Origin of the sequence: Reyranella soli, from assembly GCF_007992495.1 — a bacterium.
Lineage (GTDB): Bacteria > Pseudomonadota > Alphaproteobacteria > Reyranellales > Reyranellaceae > Reyranella > Reyranella soli.
In genome coordinates, this window is record NZ_BKAJ01000033.1 from 73,456 (window position 1) to 91,408 (window position 17,953).

18 protein-coding genes are annotated in these 17,953 nt (G+C 65.6%); 16 read left to right on the forward strand and 2 right to left on the reverse strand.

Going from position 1 to position 17,953, the window contains the following annotated elements:
- Nucleotide 1: 1 nt before the first annotated feature.
- On the reverse strand, nucleotides 2-1,300 hold the full coding sequence (locus RSO01_RS10835) for a citrate synthase (protein WP_147149073.1): 1,299 nt from the start codon (nucleotides 1,298-1,300) through the stop codon (nucleotides 2-4).
- A gap of 117 nt (nucleotides 1,301-1,417) precedes the next feature.
- Here RSO01_RS10835 and RSO01_RS10840 point away from each other — a divergent pair, with 117 nt between their 5' ends.
- The 14 genes from RSO01_RS10840 (at nucleotide 1,418) to RSO01_RS10900 (ending at nucleotide 13,815) form a co-directional block, all read left to right on the forward strand.
- Entirely contained in the window at nucleotides 1,418-2,542 is a 1,125-nt protein-coding gene (locus RSO01_RS10840) for an amidohydrolase family protein (protein ID WP_147149075.1), read from the forward strand.
- Nucleotides 2,543-2,546: 4 nt separating this feature from the next.
- Nucleotides 2,547-3,590, forward strand: a complete 1,044-nt coding sequence (locus RSO01_RS10845) for an ABC transporter substrate-binding protein (protein ID WP_170302981.1) — start codon at nucleotides 2,547-2,549, stop codon at nucleotides 3,588-3,590.
- Nucleotides 3,591-3,636: 46 nt separating this feature from the next.
- Nucleotides 3,637-5,214, forward strand: a complete 1,578-nt coding sequence (locus RSO01_RS10850; protein ID WP_170302982.1) for a gamma-glutamyltransferase family protein — start codon at nucleotides 3,637-3,639, stop codon at nucleotides 5,212-5,214.
- A gap of 83 nt (nucleotides 5,215-5,297) precedes the next feature.
- Nucleotides 5,298-6,326, forward strand: coding sequence for an ABC transporter substrate-binding protein (locus RSO01_RS10855; RefSeq protein WP_170302983.1), 1,029 nt, complete (start codon nucleotides 5,298-5,300; stop codon nucleotides 6,324-6,326).
- 28 nt (nucleotides 6,327-6,354) lie between these two features.
- Nucleotides 6,355-7,461 carry a 5-aminosalicylate 1,2-dioxygenase gene (gene mabB / locus RSO01_RS10860; RefSeq protein WP_147149082.1) on the forward strand — a complete coding sequence of 369 codons (1,107 nt, stop codon included), beginning with the start codon at nucleotides 6,355-6,357 and terminating at the stop codon, nucleotides 7,459-7,461.
- 20 nt (nucleotides 7,462-7,481) lie between these two features.
- Nucleotides 7,482-8,315, forward strand: coding sequence for an ABC transporter ATP-binding protein (locus RSO01_RS10865; RefSeq protein ID WP_147149083.1), 834 nt, complete (start codon nucleotides 7,482-7,484; stop codon nucleotides 8,313-8,315).
- Nucleotides 8,302-9,156 (forward strand): ABC transporter permease, encoded by an 855-nt coding sequence (locus tag RSO01_RS10870; protein WP_147149085.1) that lies wholly within the window; start codon nucleotides 8,302-8,304, stop codon nucleotides 9,154-9,156. Before RSO01_RS10865 ends, RSO01_RS10870 begins: the two co-directional genes overlap by 14 nt.
- A 13-nt stretch (nucleotides 9,157-9,169) precedes the next feature.
- Nucleotides 9,170-9,598, forward strand: coding sequence for a maleylacetoacetate isomerase (maiA, locus tag RSO01_RS10875; protein WP_218037308.1), 429 nt, complete (start codon nucleotides 9,170-9,172; stop codon nucleotides 9,596-9,598).
- A gap of 21 nt (nucleotides 9,599-9,619) precedes the next feature.
- Entirely contained in the window at nucleotides 9,620-9,817 is a 198-nt protein-coding gene (locus RSO01_RS48425) for a glutathione S-transferase family protein (protein ID WP_218037309.1), read from the forward strand.
- A 17-nt stretch (nucleotides 9,818-9,834) separates the two neighbouring features.
- Nucleotides 9,835-10,236 carry a RidA family protein gene (locus RSO01_RS10880; protein WP_147149087.1) on the forward strand — a complete coding sequence of 134 codons (402 nt, stop codon included), beginning with the start codon at nucleotides 9,835-9,837 and terminating at the stop codon, nucleotides 10,234-10,236.
- A 124-nt stretch (nucleotides 10,237-10,360) separates the two neighbouring features.
- Complete coding sequence (locus RSO01_RS10885) at nucleotides 10,361-10,750, forward strand: EthD domain-containing protein (protein WP_147149089.1); 390 nt, start codon at nucleotides 10,361-10,363, stop codon at nucleotides 10,748-10,750.
- The gene (locus RSO01_RS10890) at nucleotides 10,747-11,706 is read left to right on the forward strand and encodes a Bug family tripartite tricarboxylate transporter substrate binding protein (protein ID WP_147149091.1); all 960 of its coding nucleotides are present in this window, start codon (nucleotides 10,747-10,749) and stop codon (nucleotides 11,704-11,706) included. Before RSO01_RS10885 ends, RSO01_RS10890 begins: the two co-directional genes overlap by 4 nt.
- Before the next feature lie 10 nt (nucleotides 11,707-11,716).
- On the forward strand, nucleotides 11,717-12,070 hold the full coding sequence (locus tag RSO01_RS10895) for a nuclear transport factor 2 family protein (protein WP_147149093.1): 354 nt from the start codon (nucleotides 11,717-11,719) through the stop codon (nucleotides 12,068-12,070).
- Between the two features lie 11 nt (nucleotides 12,071-12,081).
- Nucleotides 12,082-13,815, forward strand: coding sequence for a thiamine pyrophosphate-requiring protein (locus tag RSO01_RS10900; protein WP_147149095.1), 1,734 nt, complete (start codon nucleotides 12,082-12,084; stop codon nucleotides 13,813-13,815).
- Nucleotides 13,816-13,965: 150 nt separating this feature from the next.
- On the opposite strand, the gene RSO01_RS10910 is transcribed toward RSO01_RS10900, so the two are convergent.
- Nucleotides 13,966-15,099: a hypothetical protein gene (locus RSO01_RS10910; protein ID WP_170302984.1), complete on the reverse strand. Its 1,134-nt coding sequence runs from the start codon at nucleotides 15,097-15,099 to the stop codon at nucleotides 13,966-13,968.
- A 570-nt stretch (nucleotides 15,100-15,669) separates the two neighbouring features.
- Between RSO01_RS10910 and RSO01_RS48920 the strand changes: the two genes are divergently transcribed.
- Together RSO01_RS48920 and RSO01_RS10920 are read left to right on the forward strand one after the other, a co-directional pair.
- Nucleotides 15,670-16,326 (forward strand): lanthionine synthetase C family protein, encoded by a 657-nt coding sequence (locus RSO01_RS48920; protein ID WP_246158293.1) that lies wholly within the window; start codon nucleotides 15,670-15,672, stop codon nucleotides 16,324-16,326.
- 102 nt (nucleotides 16,327-16,428) lie between these two features.
- Nucleotides 16,429-17,934: a flavin-containing monooxygenase gene (locus tag RSO01_RS10920; protein WP_147149100.1), complete on the forward strand. Its 1,506-nt coding sequence runs from the start codon at nucleotides 16,429-16,431 to the stop codon at nucleotides 17,932-17,934.
- Nucleotides 17,935-17,953 lie beyond the last annotated feature (19 nt).

A 17,953-nucleotide genomic window follows, 5' to 3' on the forward strand; every position in this document is an offset into this window, starting at 1 on the left:
CTCAACTCACGAGGTAGCGCGCGCGTGGCCGAAGCATTATCCCGGCCAGCCTTTGCTCCATCACGTGCGCGATCCATCCCGCGCAGCGTGCGATGGTCAGGATGGCGCCGGCAGACCGATAGGGAAGCTGTAGCGCATGACAGAGCACCACGAGGCCGGTTTCGACACTGGGCCTTACCTTTAACTCTTGGGCGGCCTCCTCGAGGAAGGTAACGATGTCGATCGTACGGTCCGGATTGATGCTTTGACTGCGCGCTACGGCCAGCAGGTACTCGGCCCGCGGATCGCCGTTCGGGTAGAGTGGGTGGTTGAAGCCCGGTATCGCGCTTCCCGACCTCGCCATTTCGGCCAACCGATCATGGCGAGTACTGGCGCGAGCCGTCGCCAGCAGGTCCTCCACCTTGTCGCAGGCGCGACGGATGCGCGATCCGCTATGGACGCTCAGAGCCGACAGAATGCAGAAGTAAAGGTTGGCGCCGCTCGAAGCAGCCAGTCGCGCTGCGACAGTCTGCGGCGTGAGTTCGTGGTCAGCCAGGAGGACAAGGGCGGCGTTCAGCGCTGACGTCGTCTCTGCGGATGCGCGCGCGCCGGCGCCGGCCACGATACGTGCGGCGACCGCGAGCTCGTTGCCGGAAGCGGATACGTCGGGCGCAATGCTTTTGCGAGAGCGAGCCAAGAAGCCCATGCAAGCCGGCAGGCCCATCAGCAGAGCGCGAGCAGCAATGACCGTGTTGCCGTCGCGCAGGTCGTCGCCGCCCGACGGCCGAGCGACGAGCGACGTGACGAACAGCGAGAACAGCTTGACGATGTCGGGCTGTGAGGCGTCGACTTCTGCCGACGCGACGAGCTTGTCCATCGCGACTGCCGCTGCGATGCCGGGCCAGGCACCCTGTTCCTCCATCCATGCGCCCGACCACAGCAGTTCGGCGACACTCTCGAAGCTGTGTTTGTGCCGGGCGAGGTCGAGCGCGGCGTGGCCGCGATAGGCCGGACCGGCCGGCGTTATCGTCGTGATCGACGTTTGCACGATCGGCTCCGACCATCGCGGCGCGCCGCCCTTGTAGAGGCCGCCTTCGGCCTTCGCGTGACCCCGTGCGCGCAGCCGTTCGACGTCCTCGCGCGAGTAAAGGAAGCCGTGTCGCTTGTCCTGGCCGATCGAATGGATCCAGCCGCGACTGACGTAGGCGTAGAGCGTCTGCGGCTTGATGCGCAGAAGGTGCGCCGCCTCCTTGGCCGAGAGAAAGCTCTTCGCGTCGTGCGCGCGCCCGGCTGCCGTGGTTCTAGAGGGCTTCCTGATCATGCCGAAAGAAAACCATATATTGATTTAATAATCAATATTGATCGACAAAGCTTACACGCCTAGCCTCGATCTGTGCGACGGACCGTGCGGCCGGCACAACGGGAGGGCAGCGTAGCCATGTCGATCATCGACGCCGATTCACACGTCATCGAATCCCAGGAAACCTGGCAGTACCTCGATCCGAAGTTCGCAAAGCGGCGACCAGTGCCTGTTGCCGCGCCGGCCGACACCTCGTTCCTCGATTGGAACACGTTCTGGATCATCGATCGCCAGGTCCGCCATTTCGGCGCTACGCCGATCGAAGGCAACGTGATGGCCGGCCGGAAGAGCTACTCGCCCGACGTCCAGCAGATCACCGACGTCAAGGCACGGCTGGCGGCGATGGATAGAATGGGAGTGGCCAAGCAGCTCGTGCATCCCTCGTTCACCTTGTCGACGCTCACCGAGGATCCGGAGCTCGAGGCTGCCCTGTTCCAAAGCTACAACACCTTCATGTCGAAGGCGTGTGCGGAGTCGGGTGGCCGCATCTTCTTCAATGCCGTGGTCCCGTATCGCCGGCCGGACCAGGCGGTGGCCGAGCTCCGCCGCCTCGGCAGGATGCCGGGCATGGCGAGTGTGCTGGTGCGTGGGCTGGAGTGGGACAAGCCGGTCGACGATCCCAGCCACTATCCCGTGTTCGCCGAGGCGGAGCGGCTTGGCCTGCCGATGGTGGTCCATCTCGGCCTCGGATCGCCGTCGATGTACCGCATGTTCGACGGCATGGCACACCCGATCGCCGAGAAGAAGACCTTCTATCCGGCGCGCTCGCGGCGGCTGCTGTCGACGCTGACGGTGCAGTACGCCTTCTACAACCTGATGGAAAGCACGCTCATCGACGACTTCCCCAAGCTCAAGTGGGTCTTCCTCGAGGGCGGCGGCTGCACCTGGATGGTGGGTGCGGTGCGGACCATCGAACGCAGCGGCAGGCCGCACGTCCTCGATCACTTCGAAGCCGGTCGCGTGCTGGTGGGCTGCGAGCCCGACGACGACATCCCCTATGCCGCCGGGGTCCTGGGCGAGCACGCGCTGCTGGTATCGAGCGACATGCCGCATTTCGACGAAGCGGCGCACGACAGCATCGCCGAGGAGTACGAGGAGCGCGGCGACCTTTCGCCGGAACTGTTGGAGAAGATGTTCACGCAGAATGCCGAGCGCGTCTTCGACGTCGGTCGCGTCGCGGCCAAGACAGCCGTGCCGGCCTGAAGCCATGCGGATCTGGTACACGCGTTGTCCCCTGCCGACCGCGTCGAGCATCGCGATCGAGCGTGGCATGCTCGATGACGAGTTCCGGGCCGACGGCATCGTCGTGCAGTCGCTCAACGCGTCGAGCGACATGACGGTGCGCGAGGCGCACTACAACCACGGCCAGACCAATCTATTCCGGCAAGGCGGCAACATTCCGCCGATCTGGAGCCGGTCACGCGGCGCCGACACGGTGGTGGTCGCCACCAACTGGATCGACGAGTACCAAGCGATCGTGGTGCTGCCGTCCTCGGGGATCCAGGACGCCGCCGGCCTGCGCGGCAAGCGGCTCGGGATGCCGCGACGCCTGAACGAGCAGATCGACTACTGGCGCGCCATGTGCTTGCGCGGATACCTCGCTGCGCTGGAGATTGCCGGCCTTGAGCCGAATGACGTCGAGTTCGTCGACCTGCCGATCGACGAGAAGCAGATCCCGACGGGCGGCGCATCGCAACGCGGCACCTTGTGGCGCGGTGCCAACCGCGCCCGCAGGCAAAGCCGCGAGGCGCTCGCCCTGATCCGCGGAGAAATCGATGCGATCTATACCGCCGGTGCGCCGGGCGCCCAACTTTCGTCGTTCATGGGCGCCTGCACGGTCGTCGATCTCGGTGCGCATGCGGACTCGGGCTCGCGCGTCAACAATCAGGTTCCCACCGTCCTGACTGTCGACGGTGAGCTCGCCCGCTCGGCACCCGAGACGGTCGCGCGCTATCTCGCGACGCTCATGCTGGCGGCGCGCTGGGCGCACGAGCACGAAGCGGAGACGCTCGGCATCGTGGGCGGCGACGTCGGCGCAACGCCGGAATGGGTGACGGCCGCTTACGGCGCCGACGTGCACGATCAGCTTGCACTGGAGCTCGACGAGCGGTCGATCACGGCGGTCGCGACGCAGAAGGCGTTTCTGCTCGGGAACGGTTTCATCGATAAGGATTTCGATGTCGGTGCATGGATCGATCCGCGCCCGCTCGAGCTTGCACGAGAAATGGACCATGACCGTAGGCTTGGCTGAGCGTCCCGAGGCGGTCATGGCGCGGCGTGCCGTGGCGAGGCGTGGCATGGTCGCGACTGCCCACCCGCTCGCGAGCCAGGCCGGGCTCGACGTACTTGCCCGAGGCGGCAATGCGATGGACGCCGCGATCGCGGCAGTGGCGGTGCTCGGCGTCGCGCAGCCCATGATGAGTGGGCTGGGGGGCGACAGCTTCATACTGATCCGGTCCGGACGTACCGGAGCGATACGTGCAGTCAATGCAAGCGGCCCCGCGCCCCATGCCCAATCGCTCGTATGGGCCAGGAAAGCCGGGCTGGCGAGGCTGCCCGATCGCGGCATGCTGTCGGCATCCGTGCCGGGCGCGGTGGCCGCGATGTGCGTAGCGCACGAACAGTTCGGCAGCGGCCGGCATAGTCTTGCGGCGCTGCTGCAGCCGGCCATTGGTCATGCAGCCGACGGTGTGGCCCTGACACGGTCGGTGGCGCGCTTCTTCGCACTGAACGAAGCCGTCCTTGCTGCGTCCGAATCGGCCCGCGCTGCTTACCTGAAGAACGGCAAAGTGCCGACGGAAGGCGAAGTGCTGCGCCAGCCGGAGCTCGCGCACACATTGGAGGCCGTGGCCGCCGCCGGGGCCAAGGCCTTCTATCGCGGCGAATTCGTCCGCCGCCTGGTTGCCCACAGTGCCGAGACCGGCGGCCTGTTCTCGGTCGACGACCTTGCGGAGTACCAGTGCGAGATCGTCGAGCCGCTGTCGTTGTCGCTCGGACGGCGCAGGATCTACACCAACCCACCGGTGGGACAGGGCATTGTGCTGCTGGAGGCGCTCGGCATCCTCGAACGTTGTGCACCGACGGATCACGGCAGCGAGGTCACGCAGGCGCACCGCATGATCGAGGCGCTGAAGCTCGCCTTCTTCGACCGCAATCGCCACCTCGGCGATCCGCGCTTCGTCGGCAACCCGATCGAGCGCCTGCTGAGCAATGCCCACCTGTGCGCGCACGCCGGGCGGATCGACGATCGGCGAGCCATGACGTCGGTCAACGAGAGCTGGTCGTCTTTCGGTGAAGGCGACACGACGTGCCTGACGACGGCGGACGAGGCCGGGAACGTCGTCGCCTACATTTCCAGCCTGTCGACGCCGTTCGGCGCGGCCGAGGTTATCGACGGGACCGGCGTGCTAATGAACAACCGGGCCGGCCGGGGCTTCACGCTCGATGCGGCGGCACCGAACTGCCTCGCCGGCGGCAAGCGCACCATGTCGACGCTGCACGTCTACATGGTCTGCGATGACGACGGCCTGAGACTTGCCGGCGGAACATCCGGCGGCGACGGGCAACCGCAGTGGAATTTGCAGATACTGGACGCTGTACTGAACGGCGGGCGTGACATCCAGGGGGCGATCGACCAGCCGCGCTGGGAACTGACGCCGGGAACCGACCCGGTCAATCTCGGCCAGCCCTTCGAAATCCGCATGGATGGTCGCTTCGCGTCGTCGCTGGCGGGTTTGGGCGAACTGGGCCATCGCATCAGCGACAAGCCGCTGGGCATGCTCGGCGCCGCCCAGGCGATTGCCGTGAGCAGCGACGGGGCGTTGATCGGGGCCGCCGATCCACGCGCCGACGGATGCGCATTGGGGCTCGACTGAGTGGGTGGACGGGAAGCGAGGGTTGCATGGGGCACAAAAAGGCAGGTGAGGGTAAGGCGATCCGGATTGCGCGCCGTAGGTTCATGGTCGCAGCTCCAGCTGTCGTCGCGGCAGGCGCCAGTGGCGCGCTGGCCCAGGCACCCAAGACGCCGACGGTCGTCAGGGTGGGCGTGCTCAACAGCCTGTCCGAGATCATCATCTTCGTGGCCATGGAGAAGGGTTACTTCAAGGAGGAGGGGCTCGACATCAAGCTGGAGCGATTCTCCAACACCGCCGACATGGTCGCGCCGTTGAGCAGCGGCCAGATCGACGTTGCCTCCGGCGCGCCCACGCTCGGCCTGTTCAACGGCGCCCTGCGCGGACTTCCCCTCAAGCTGGTTGCCGACAAGGGCCGGAATTCCAAGGGGCACGGCTTCAATGCCATCGTCGTGCGAAAGGATCTGGTAGAGTCCGGAAAGGTGAAGTCTGCGGCGGACCTGAAGGGCCTCAAGATCGCCACGGCGTCTCTTCATTCGCCGATGGAGCAGCAACTCGAGATCGCCCTGCAGAAGGTCGGTTTGACCAACAAGGACGTCGAGATCCAGAATCTCGGTTTCCCCGACATGATCACCGCCTTGGACAACAAGGCCATCGACGGGGCGCTGATGATCGAGCCGTTCGTCGCGATCGCGGCGAAGCGCGGTGTCGGCGCGCGTTTCATGGGCGTCGACGATATTGCGCCCGACTTCCAAATCGCCGGCGTCATCTATGGTCCCGACTTTGTGGCCAAGCACCCCGATGCCGCGAAGCGCTGGATGGTCGCCTATGTCCGAGGCATCCGCGACTATCTCGCCGCGGTCGGCAACAAGGCAGGCAAGGACGAGCTGATCGCAGTGCTCAAGAAGTATGCGTCAGGCACTACTGACGCCAGCGTGCTCGAGAATGCGGCGTTTCCGGGCTTCGACCCCGATGGCTACCTGAACCTCAAGACCATTGAGGCCAGCATCGACTGGTTTACCGCCCGCGGCCTGCTCAGGGGCAAGCCCAAGCTCACCGATCTCGCCGACTACCAGTATCTGAACTACGCCCTAGAGCGGTTGGGCCGGCGCGAGCCGGCGCAGAAAGTCCAGTAGCGGGCGTGCCTATTGCCAGGAGCGAGTCATGAATGGAACCAACGCGAATCCCGTTTTCCGGGCCGATACGCTGGATCGCCTCCATGAGGACATGGAGAAGGCGCGGCTGGTGCCGACGTGGAAGTACGTGTCGGAGTTCGTCTCGGCCAAGCCAAAGGTGACCTATCGGCCATATCTCTGGCGATGGAACGAGGTGCTGCAGTATCTGCACCGTGCTGGCGAGCTGATTACGCCGGAGCGTGGCGCCGAGCGACGCTCGATGGAGCACACCAATCCCGACCTGCGCGCTCAGTACGCGACATCGCATACCATTGCGACGGCCGTGCAGCTTGTGAAGGCGGGAGAGTCCGCGCCGTCGCATCGTCACATGGCCGGCGCTATCCGCTTCGCCGCGAGCAGTCGCGGTGGCCGGGTGTTCACGAGGGTCGACGGCGAGGCCCTGACGATGGAGGAGAACGACCTGCTGCTGACGCCGTCGAGCATGTGGCACGAGCATGTCAACGACACCGAGCACGACATCGTGTGGCTGGACGCGCTGGACTACCCGCTGGTCAATTTGCTTCAGGCCAGCTGGTTCGAGCCGTCCGATCCGGCCAAGCCCGTCTCCACCTACGCCGACGGCTACACTGCGGCGCGCTTGGGCCACGGCCGGCCCGTCGGCTGGGGCGACAACCCCACCGGAACGCCGCGCATGCGCTACGCCTGGAGCGACATGCATGCCGCGCTGGAGCGGTTGTCTGGAGAGGACGGCAGCCCCTACGACGGGGTGATCCTGGAATACGTCAATCCGCTGACCTCGGGATCGACCCTGCCGACCATGTCATGCCGAGCGCAGCTGCTGCGGCCCGGCGAGCGCACGCGGGCGCACCGTTCCCTGTCGAGCACGATCTACTTCGTGATCGAAGGCGAGGGCAGCAGTATCATTGACGGGGTTCGTTTCGATTGGGCCAAGGGCGACGTCTTCGTGGTGCCGAACTGGCATTGGCACGAACACGAGAACCGCGGCGCACGAGGCGCGTTCCTGTTCTCCGTGACTGATCAGCCGGTCATGGAGAAGCTCGCCATGTTCCGCGAGGAAGCCTATCCGGACGGCGACGGCCGGCAGGCCATCGTCGGCTCGTTTCAGCCGGTTTAGGCCGCACGCAGCCCTGGCCGATGCCTCCCAACCCGAAAAAAGCGCTGTCGATCGTTGAGCCGGCAGCCACCGTCGATCCCGGCCGCAGTACGGTGATCCGCATCGCCGGGCTCAGTAAGCGGTTCCTGACCGCCAGAGGCGAGTTCGAGGCATTGCGCGGCATCGACCTCGCGATCGGAGAAGGCGAGTTCGTCTGTCTGCTCGGCGCATCGGGCTGCGGCAAGACAACGTTGCTGCGCATCCTCGCGGGACTCGATCGGCATACCGATGGCGTGGCCGAGATCAGAGCGGCGCAGCTGGGGCAGCCCCTCACGTCGGTCGTGTTCCAGGAGCATTCGATCTTCCCGTGGATGACGGTGTGGGACAACGTTGCCTATGGCCTTCGCGCTCGCAAGCTCGACAAGGCGTTCGTGCGCGAGCGCGTCGACTTCTTCGTGCACAAGGTCGGGCTGGCGAGCTTCGCGCGGGCCCTCCCACACCAGCTTTCGGGTGGCATGAAGCAGCGCGTGTCGATCGCACGAGCCTTCGCCAATGACCCTGAGATCCTCCTGATGGACGAGCCGTTCTCGGCGCTCGACGAACAGAACCGCGCGATCCTGCAGGAAGAACTGCTGCGCATCTGGAGCGATACCCGCAAGACTGTGGTCTTCATCACCCATTCGATCGACGAGGCGGTGTTCCTGGCCGATCGCGTGGTCGTCCTTGGAGGTCCGCCCGGTCACGTGGTGATGGATGCGAGAGTGACCTTCGCGCGGCCGCGCAACGCCTATGAATTGCGCGCCTTGCCGGAATTCGGAGCTCTGGTCGCGGATTTCGGCGCCCACATCAAGGCAGGTGTGAATGGCCGACGATGATCGCAACAGGGCGACAAGCGACGCGGACGGCCTCGTCCGTCTCCCGGCCGACCCGGATATCGGCCAATCTGCCCGGCGGCGCGCGCGCCTGGAGAAGGTGCTTGGCATCCTCAGCCCGCTGCTGATCCTGGTGCTCTGGGAGATTGTCGTCCGTGCCGGGCTGCTGGATGCGCGCATTGTCCCCGCGCCCAGCATGATTCTCGAGACGTTCAAGTCGCTGATCGAGAGCGGCGAGCTGGCGCGCCATGTCGGCGTGTCGTTGACTCGGGTCTTCGTCGGCCTGCTGCTTGGGGCGATGCCGGGCCTCGTCGTCGGCACGCTGATGGGCCTCTCGCCGATGACGCGCGCCATCGTCAGCCAGATCGTCGCCTCGTTGTATCCGATCCCCAAGATCGCGATCTTTCCGCTCGTCATGGCCATCTTCGGCATCGGCGAGCTCAGCAAGTACGTGCTGGTCGCCATCGCAGTCTTTTTCTTCATGGCCATCAATTCTTTTGCGGGAGTCGCCAACGTCGAACGGATCTACTGGGACGTCGGCCGCAGTTTCGGCGTTTCGCGGTTCCGCGCGATCCTGACCATCGCCCTGCCGGGCGCACTGCCGATGATCCTCGCGGGCCTTCGCCTCAGCCTCGGCGTGTCGCTGCTGGTGCTGGTCGGTGCCGAGTTCGTCGGCGCCAAGAGCGGCATCGGCTACCTCGTGTGGAATTCGTGGCAGGTGTTCGACGTCGAGTCGATGTACGCCGGCATCATCGTCATCGGCCTGCTCGGCTGGGCCTTCTTCGCCATGTTGGACGAGCTGGAGCGGCGTTTGGTGCCATGGGCCCCCAGCAATCGGCGTTAGCGCGGAGACCGATATGTTCAAGCTGTTCACCTACTGGCGGTCGTCGACGGCCTATCGCGTTCGCATCGCGATGAACCTCAAGGGGCTTGCCTACGAGCCGGTGTACGTCAGCATCCCGAAGCTGGAGCACAAGGCGCCATCCTATCTGGCCGTGAACCCGCAGGGCCTCGTCCCCGCGCTGGTTGAAGACGGCAAGCTGGTGGCGCAGTCGCTCGCCATCCTGGAGTACCTCGAAGAGCGGACGCCGCGGCCGGCGCTGCTTCCCGAGGGGCGACATGAACGGGCCTACGTGCGGGCACTGACCCAGATCGTCGGCTGCGAGATCCATCCGCTCAACAATGTGCGTGTGCTCAAATACCTGGAACAGCGGCTGCAGGTGTCGGCTGACGCCAAGCTCGCGTGGTACCGCGACTGGATGGCCGAAGGCCTGGCATCGTTCTAGGCGACCCTGCAGGCATATGCGATGGCGGGCGACTTCACTTACGGCAACCAGGTGACATTGGCCGACGTCTGCCTGGTGCCGCAGATCTACAATGCGCGGCGCTTTTCCTGCCCGCTTGATGCCTATCCACGGACGATGGCGATCGCCAGCCGCTGCGAACGGCTCGAACCGTTCATCCGAGCCTTCCCGGATACCCAGGAAGACGCCGTTGTTTCTTGAGTGAGGAGACGGACAGAGTGAAAAGACAGAGAATCTTCAGCAAGCATGTCGCCGAGCCGAAGCCGCGCCTGTGGTCGAATTGCCTGCGGGTGGGCGACGTGGCCTACGTTTCCGGCATGACGGCACGGGCCAAGGATGGGGATACCGTCCTCGGCGACGACGAGTACGAGCAGTCGAAGGTGATCTTCGGCAAGATCAGGGATCTCGTCGAGGCAGCAGGCGGCAAGATGGACGACGTCGTGAAGATGACCATCTTCGTCACCAACATCGTGAAGAACACCGAGGTGTGGCGCGCCCGCAGCGAATTCTTCAACGGCGACTTTCCAGCCTGCAGCCTGGTCGAGGTGAGCAATCTCGCCAAGCCGTCGATCCTCGTGGAGATCGAGGCGATCGCCCATCTCGGCAGTTCCACGGCGTAGCCCAAGCGGGCGAAGGGGCGCCTCGACCCATCGCCACGCCGACGTCGGGCGGCGCTACCGGTACTCCGGAGGTAGCGCCGAACCCGGGCGCATGGCTATGATTGCGCAAATTCGAGGGAACGCCGTGTTGAAATTGACCTTCTGCCTGCGGCGATTGCCGTCGTTGAGCCTGGAAGAATTCCAGGACTACTGGCTGAACAAGCATGGACCGCTGGTCAGGACCCTGCAGCCGGCCCTCGGCATGACGCGCTACGTGCAGCTTCACCGGCTGTCGGGCGACTTGGCCGACGGCATGCGGCGCGTGCGCGGCGCGCCCGAACCCTACGACGGCGTGGCTGAGCTGTGGTGGCAGAGCGAGGAGACCTGGCGCGCCGCCAGCCGCAATCCCGAGGCGCGCGAGGCCAACCGCCTGCTGATGGAGGACGAGGCGAAGTTCATCGATCTCAAGAACTCGCCCCTGTGGCTCAATCGCGAGGAGATGATCTACGGCGAGCAGAGGAGACGGGCGCCATGAAGCGCCGGCTCGTCCTCGGCCTCCCTGCCGCGCTGCTGCTCGCGAGACCCGTGAGCGCGCAGACCTATCCCACCAAGCCCATCCGCCTGGTCGTCGGCTACTCGGCCGGCGGCGGCAACGACCTTATCGCGCGCATCGTCGCGGCCAAGCTGCAGGAGAAGCTCGGCCAGCCCATCATCGTCGACAACAAGCCGGGCGCGGCGTCGATCGTGGCGGCCGAGCTGGTCGCCAAGGCGGCTCCTGACGGCTACACGCTGCTAGTGGCGCCGAGCGGGCCGATGACCATCAATCCCGCCGTCTACGCCAAGCTGCCCTACGCGCCCGAGAAGGACTTCGCACCGATCTCGCTGCTCGCCGAGTTCCCGCTGCTGCTGGTGGTCGGCGCCGACCAGCCGATCAAGTCGGTGCGCGAGGTGATCGACTATGGCCGCGCCCATCCCGACAAGGCCAACTACGCCTCGAGCGCCACGCCCTTCCAGCTCGCCTCGGAGCTGTTCAACCAGCGCACCGGCTCGAAGTTCCAGCACATCCCCTATCGCGGCAGCGGCGACGCGGCGCAGGCCGTCGCGTCGGGACAGGTGCTGATGACCATCGCCGACACCGGTCCGATCTCCGGCCTGCTGAGCGGCGGCAAGCTGCGCGCGCTCGCCATCACCACGGACAAGCGCGACCCTGCCTTTCCCGACGTGCCGACGCTCGCCGAAGCGGGTGTGTCCGGCATGGCGATCTCGCTGTGGACCGGGCTGGTGGCGCCGGCCGGCACGCCACCCGACATCGTGGCCCGACTGAACAAGGTCGTTGTCGAGAGCCTGGCCGCGGCCGACGTGCGCACGGCTCTGACGAAGATCGCCGTTGACCCGCGCAGCACCACGCCCGAGGAGTATCGCGTCCTGATCGCGCGCGACGCCGCGCGCTGGAAGCAGGTGGCGACCGCCGCCAACATCAAGCTGGAGTGAAACGGCTGCGATGCTCGACAAGCTGGCGTTCCTGCGGCGCGTCTATGAGCGCTTCAATGCCCGCGACATCGACGGCGTCCTGGCCTCGGTTCATGCCGACGTCCAATGGGCCAACGGCCAGGACGGCGGCTACGTGCACGGCCACGATGGGCTGCGCCGCTACTGGACCAAGCAATGGGCCATGATCGATCCCCATGTCGAGCCCATGGACTTTTCGGTCACATCCGGCGGTGAGATCGTGGTCGCAATCCGCCAGACAGTGCGCGATCCTTCCGGCAAGCTTTTGGTCGACAAGAAGGTCGGTCACGTCTTCCAGCTGGAGGACGGCCTGATCAAGCGCTTCGACATCCGTACGACCCTTTGAGTGAGGACGCGATGGACAGCATCAACGAGGCCCGCCGCTCGGCCGCCCACTACTTCCTCGAAGGCCTGACCGAGATCGGCTGCGACTATCTCTTCTGCAATTTCGGCACCGATCACGCGCCGATCATCGAGGCGATGGCTGCCTTCAAGCGCGACGGCCGCAAGGCGCCCAAGACCGTGATCTGCCCGCACGAGATCACGGCGGCGCACATGGCGGCGGGCTACTTCCTCGCCACCGGCCGCGGCCAGGGCGTGATGGTGCATGTCGATTCCGGCACCGCTAATTCGGCGATGGCGCTGCACAATATCTGCCGCGCCCGCATCCCGGTGCTGCTGATGGCCGGCCGCGCACCCTACACCACGCGCGGCGAGCTTTTGGGCTCGCGCGACACCTACGTTCACTTCATCCAGGAACCGTTCGACCAGGCCGCGCTGGTGCGGCCCTATACCAAGTGGGAATACAATCTGCCCTCGGGCGTGGTCGCCAAGGAGGCGCTGCGTCGCGCCCACACCGTGATGATGAGCGACCCCAAGGGGCCGGTCTACATGACCTTCCCGCGCGAGACGCTGACCGAGCTGTGGTCGGAGGGCCAGATCCGCTCCTATCCCGAGGAGCGATTCGCGACTCCGGCAGCAGGCGCGGTCGATCGGCAAGCCGTCGAGGCCATCGCGAACAGGTTGCTCGCAGCGGAGCGGCCGCTATTGATCACGGCCTATTCCGGCCGCAACCACGCGGCGGTCGCGTTGCTCGACGAGCTGGCACAGTTCGCCGGCATCCGCGTCGTCGAGTTCAGCCCCGTTCATCTCAACCTGCCGCACGATTCGCCCTGCCATGGCGGTTTCGTGCCGACCAAGGCGCTGGCCGACGCCGATGTCGGCCTGCTGGTCGATGTCGACGTGCCGTGGATCCCCAAGGACATGCCGGAGAATCCCTCGACCTGGTGGGCGCATGTCGATGTCGACCCGGAGAAGCGGGCGATCCCGATGTGGACCTTCCCGGCGAACCTGCGCCTGCAGGGCGACAGCTGCCACTTCTATGCCGACCTCTTGGCGGCCCTGAAGGCGAAGGCCGATGCCGGCTTCAAGGCGCGCGCAGCGGCGCGCGTGAAGGAAATCGCGGCGGAGGGCGTGGCGCGTCGCGCGCAGGCGGTGAAGCTCGCCGCAGAGACCGGCGTCGCGGGCGAGATCAACCCGCACCATCTTTGCGCCAAGCTGGTCAAGGCGCTTGGGCCCTCCGGCGTGGTGATCAACGAGGCGATCCGCAACATCCCGACCGTGCTGGCGCAGATGCCGCGCACCGAGCCCGGCACCCTGGTGGGCCTGGCCGGTGCGGGGCTGGGCTTCTCCGGCAGCGTGGCACTCGGGCTGAAGCTCGCCATGCCCGATCGCATCGTCATGCCGATCATGGGCGATGGCACCTTCTACTTCTCCAATCCGCAGTCCGTGCTGGCGGTGTCGCAGAATTACGGCCTGCCGGTGTTCATGGTCGTGCTCGACAATTCGGGCTGGGGCGCGGTGAAGGAGGCGACCTTGCGCGTCTATCCCGCCGGCGAGGCCAAGGCCGCGAGCGACTATGGCGCGAACTTCGGCATGAACATGGACTTCGGCAAGATCGCCGAAGCCGCCGGTGCCCACGGCGAGTTCCTGTCCGATCCTGCGGATGTCGACGGCGCGGTCGCGCGCTGCCTCGCGGCGGTACGCTCCGGCCGCTCGGCCGTACTGCATGCGAAGGTGACGAAGATCTAGATGTTTGATCCCAGGGTTTGATGGTGCATTGTTTTCCAGGAATGGAAGGATGCGCTACGGCCCGGCTTCTCCACGGCTGCGCCCCAACGACAGAGGCGGTCCGTCGAGCGATACAACATAGTCAAGAGAGCCTGAGAGCGCTGGCCGCGCTCAAGGTAGCCGTTGAGGCGTCGGAGCGGACAGAGTCCGCAACATGAAGCGGCCGAAGAGGTCGGACCCGGCAAGGTTCCAATGCGCATCATACGGCAGGAAGTGCCGGCGGATTTCGGTGTCTGACATGCCGGCGTAGACCTCGCTGCCGTCGTGGAAGCTGGCGCCGATCATTTCTGCAAAGCGCAGCGTCTCCGCTTTGAAAGCAGCATCGCTGCCGGGATCGAGCAGCCCCGGCCGTGACGGGATATAGGCCACCGTCGCCCTCCACTGTCGGGCCGCGATGATGGCAGCGATGTCCGCTATCTGGCGCTCGCGTGCGGCGGCGTCGGCGGGGTCGAGGATCGGTAGCGCCGTCACGCGCCCGGGCTGCTCGCGCGGCTCCCATAGTGCCGCCACCTGCCGCTCGACAAACCATCGCCGGGCCTCACGTGGCCGCCACTCGCCTGACAACGCATCGAGAAATCCGGACTCGTCGGTGAAGTAGAAGTCGCCCGCCATCGGCGCCATCACCCGCATCGCCTCGTCAAGCGTCTTGGGATAGCGCGCCGGATCCCACGACGGCACGCGGCCGAGCCACCACTTCTGACCTTCCGAGTGCGTGACCAAGAATTGCCGGTATAGGTTTTCCTCCCATACGGCGAACACTACGCCGTCGAGCTCATATGCGCCCGCCATGTTCTTTAGGATGCTCCACCAGTTCGCGAGCCCGGTGCCGCCGAGCGAGAAGTTGAGGAGCTGAAGCGGGTGGCCCTCGGCGAAGCTCGTGGCTTCGACATAGGATGGCCAGTTACGGGCGAGGTAGTCAGCCTGCGAGAAAGAGTCGCCGAAGACGGCGATGCGCCGCCGTCCGTCCTGGCGCTGTGGCGCAAACTCGCTCGACTGGAAACCAAGACTATTCGGCTTGTAGAGGCCGACATATTCGATTTGCCCGCGCGTGATACGGGTCTCATGGATTGGCCCGGGCCGCAGTCGGAATCCGGAGACGGCATCGAATTGAACCGGCGCCCCGCCGTACACGTAGTAGGACCCCTCGAGCGAGCGGCCGAAGTAGAGCCGGCCTGCAATCTCGATGAGCCCGACGCCAACCACGATGGCTACGACGACCAGGGCGATGTTGCCGAGCACCCGCATCCCGCCGGACCATGCCCGAAAAGGAAATTCCCCGCCAGCCTTTTGGCCAGCGGGGAAGGATAGGGAGGGAAATGCCGTCACGGGCGACGGCTCCTGCGCGTTGCCCCGCGGCTGTACGCTCCGGCCGCTCGGCCGTACTGTATGCAAAAGGTGACGAAGACCTGAAACGCATGATCCAGCACGACCGCCACGTCCCGCGGCGCTCCACGGCGTGGGACGAGCGCGTCGTCGCTTCCGCGATCGACGAAATCGTGTCGGATGCGCTGACGCATTTCAATCCGGAGGGATTCTGGCCGTCGCATCCGCTCGACGGACGCAAAGATGACGGCCATAGCAGCCTCTATATGGGTGCTGCCGGCATGATCTGGGGACTGGACTATCTGCAAAGGGTCGGCGCGACGAAGGCCGCCGTGGACTTTCGCCCGGTGTTGCCGCGCCTTCTGGAAAAGACGCAAGCCGAGATGGCCGGCTACGGCGACTATGCGACGCTGGGCTCGCTGCTGTTCGGCGACCTGGGAACGGCGCTGGTCGTCATGCGCCTGGCGCCGGAGCCGTCGATCGCCGATCGCCGTGCAGGCCGCGCGCCTGCTGGCCGATCTCGAAGACACGGCGAACGGGCCGCTCTGGACCCAGGACCTGTACGGCAAGCAGCTGCGTTACCTTGGTCCCGTTCACGGCTTCGCCGGCGACATGATTCCGCTGATACGCGGCTGGCGATGGCTGGACGAGGCGCAGCGGCGGCGAACTTCCGATGTCGCGACACGCGCGCTGGCCGTCAACGCCTGGCCCTCGGACGAAGGCATCACCTGGCATCCCGTCGCCGGCCGCGAGAACCCGCCTCATCTCTGTCAGTACTGCCATGGCGCGCCGGGCATGGTGACGACCTTGGCCGACGCGCCGTTCTCATCGCCTGAACTCGAGGAGTTGCTGGTCAAAGGCGGCGACTTCACCTGGGCCGCCGGGCCGTTGGTGAAAGGCTCCAACCTCTGTCACGGCACGGGCGGCAACGGTTACGCTTTTCTCAAGCTCCATCAGCGGACCGGCGATCCACTGTGGCTTGAGCGGGCGCGCGCCTTCGCCATGACGGCGATCGCGCAATGCCGCGAAGTGCGCGAACAAACAGGGCGGGGACGCTATACTCTGTGGACCGGAGACGTCGGCCTTGCCATCTATCTCTGGGACTGCTTGACGGCCGATCCGCGTTTTCCGTCGGTCGACGTCTTCTAGTCGGTTCGCACAACGAAAACGTTGATCCGCAGGTTGATCTCTGCCGACAATGCCCTTGATATTGGGGACATTCCTCCAACACCCCTGCAGGAAAGACAGCCGATGCCCGATACTGCCGCTCAGCTCACGTCCTCGTCCGCCCAGACCGCCGAGCATTTCGACGTGCTCATCGTCGGCGCCGGCATTTCCGGCGTGGGCGGCGCCTACCATCTCACCAAGCAGAGCCCGGGCACGAGCTTCGTCGTGCTGGAAGGGCAGGAGAGCTTCGGCGGGACGTGGATCACGCATCGCTATCCCGGCATCCGCTCCGACAGCGACCTCTACACCTTCGGCTATCGCTTCAAGCCGTGGACCGGCAAGCCGATCGCCACGGCCAAGGAGATCCTGGATTACATGGGCGACGTGATCGAGGAGAACGACCTCGCGCGCCACATCCGCTATCGCCATCACATCGTCTCGGCACGCTGGTCGGGCGAGGACAATCGCTGGGCCATCGAAGGCGAGCGCCTCGACACCGGCGCGCCCTTCCGCATCACCGCGGGCTTCCTGTGGATGTGCCAGGGCTATTATCGCCACGCCGAAGGCTACACGCCTGAATGGGAAGGCATGGCCGACTTCAAGGGCCGCATCGTCCATCCCCAGACCTGGCCCAAGGATCTCGACGTCACGGGCAAGCAGGTGGTTGTCATCGGCTCGGGCGCCACGGCGGCGACCTTGGTGCCCAACATCGCCGACGACTGCGCCCACGTCACCATGCTGCAGCGCTCGCCGACCTACTTCATCCCGGCGCGCAACGCCAACGACCTTGCCGACCAGCTGCGCAAGCTCGAGGTCGACGAGGCGTGGATCCACGAGATCGTGCGCCGGCGCATCCTGCACGATCAGTCGGAGTTCGCCCGCCGCTCCTTCGAGGAGCCCGAGAAGGTGAAGGCCGAGCTCTTGGCCGGCGTGCGCGCCTATCTCGGCCCCGATTTCGACATCGACTCCCATTTCACGCCGTCCTACCGGCCGTGGCGCCAGCGCATCGCCTTCGTGCCGGACGGCGACCTGTTCCGCGCCATGCGCCAGGGCAAGGCCTCGGTCGTCACCGACGAGATCGAGCGCTTCACCGAGAAGGGCATCAAGCTCAAGTCAGGCAAGGAACTGCCGGCCGACGTCATCGTCACGGCGACCGGCTTCCATCTCAACGTGCTGGGCGACATCGCCGTCGAGATCGACGCCAAGCCGCTCGATTTCTCCCAGACCGTGACCTATCGCGGCATGATGTTCACCGGCATCCCCAACATGGCCTGGGTGTTCGGCTATTTTCGCGCGAGCTGGACCCTGCGGTCCGACCTGGTCGCCGACTTCGTCTGCCGTCTGCTCGGCCACATGAAGGACAAGCAGGCGCGCCGCGTCGAGGTGGCGCTCAGGCCCGAGGACAAGGACATGCCGCTGCTGCCCTGGATCGACACCGAGAACTTCAATCCGGGCTACGTGACGCGCGGCATGCACCTGCTGCCCAAGCGCGGCGACAAGCGCGAATGGCAGCACACCCAGGACTATTGGCGCGAGAAGAACGAGTTCCCGGCGATCGATCTTGACGACAAGGCGTTCGTTTATAAATAGACGGCGAACGCCCGAGGGA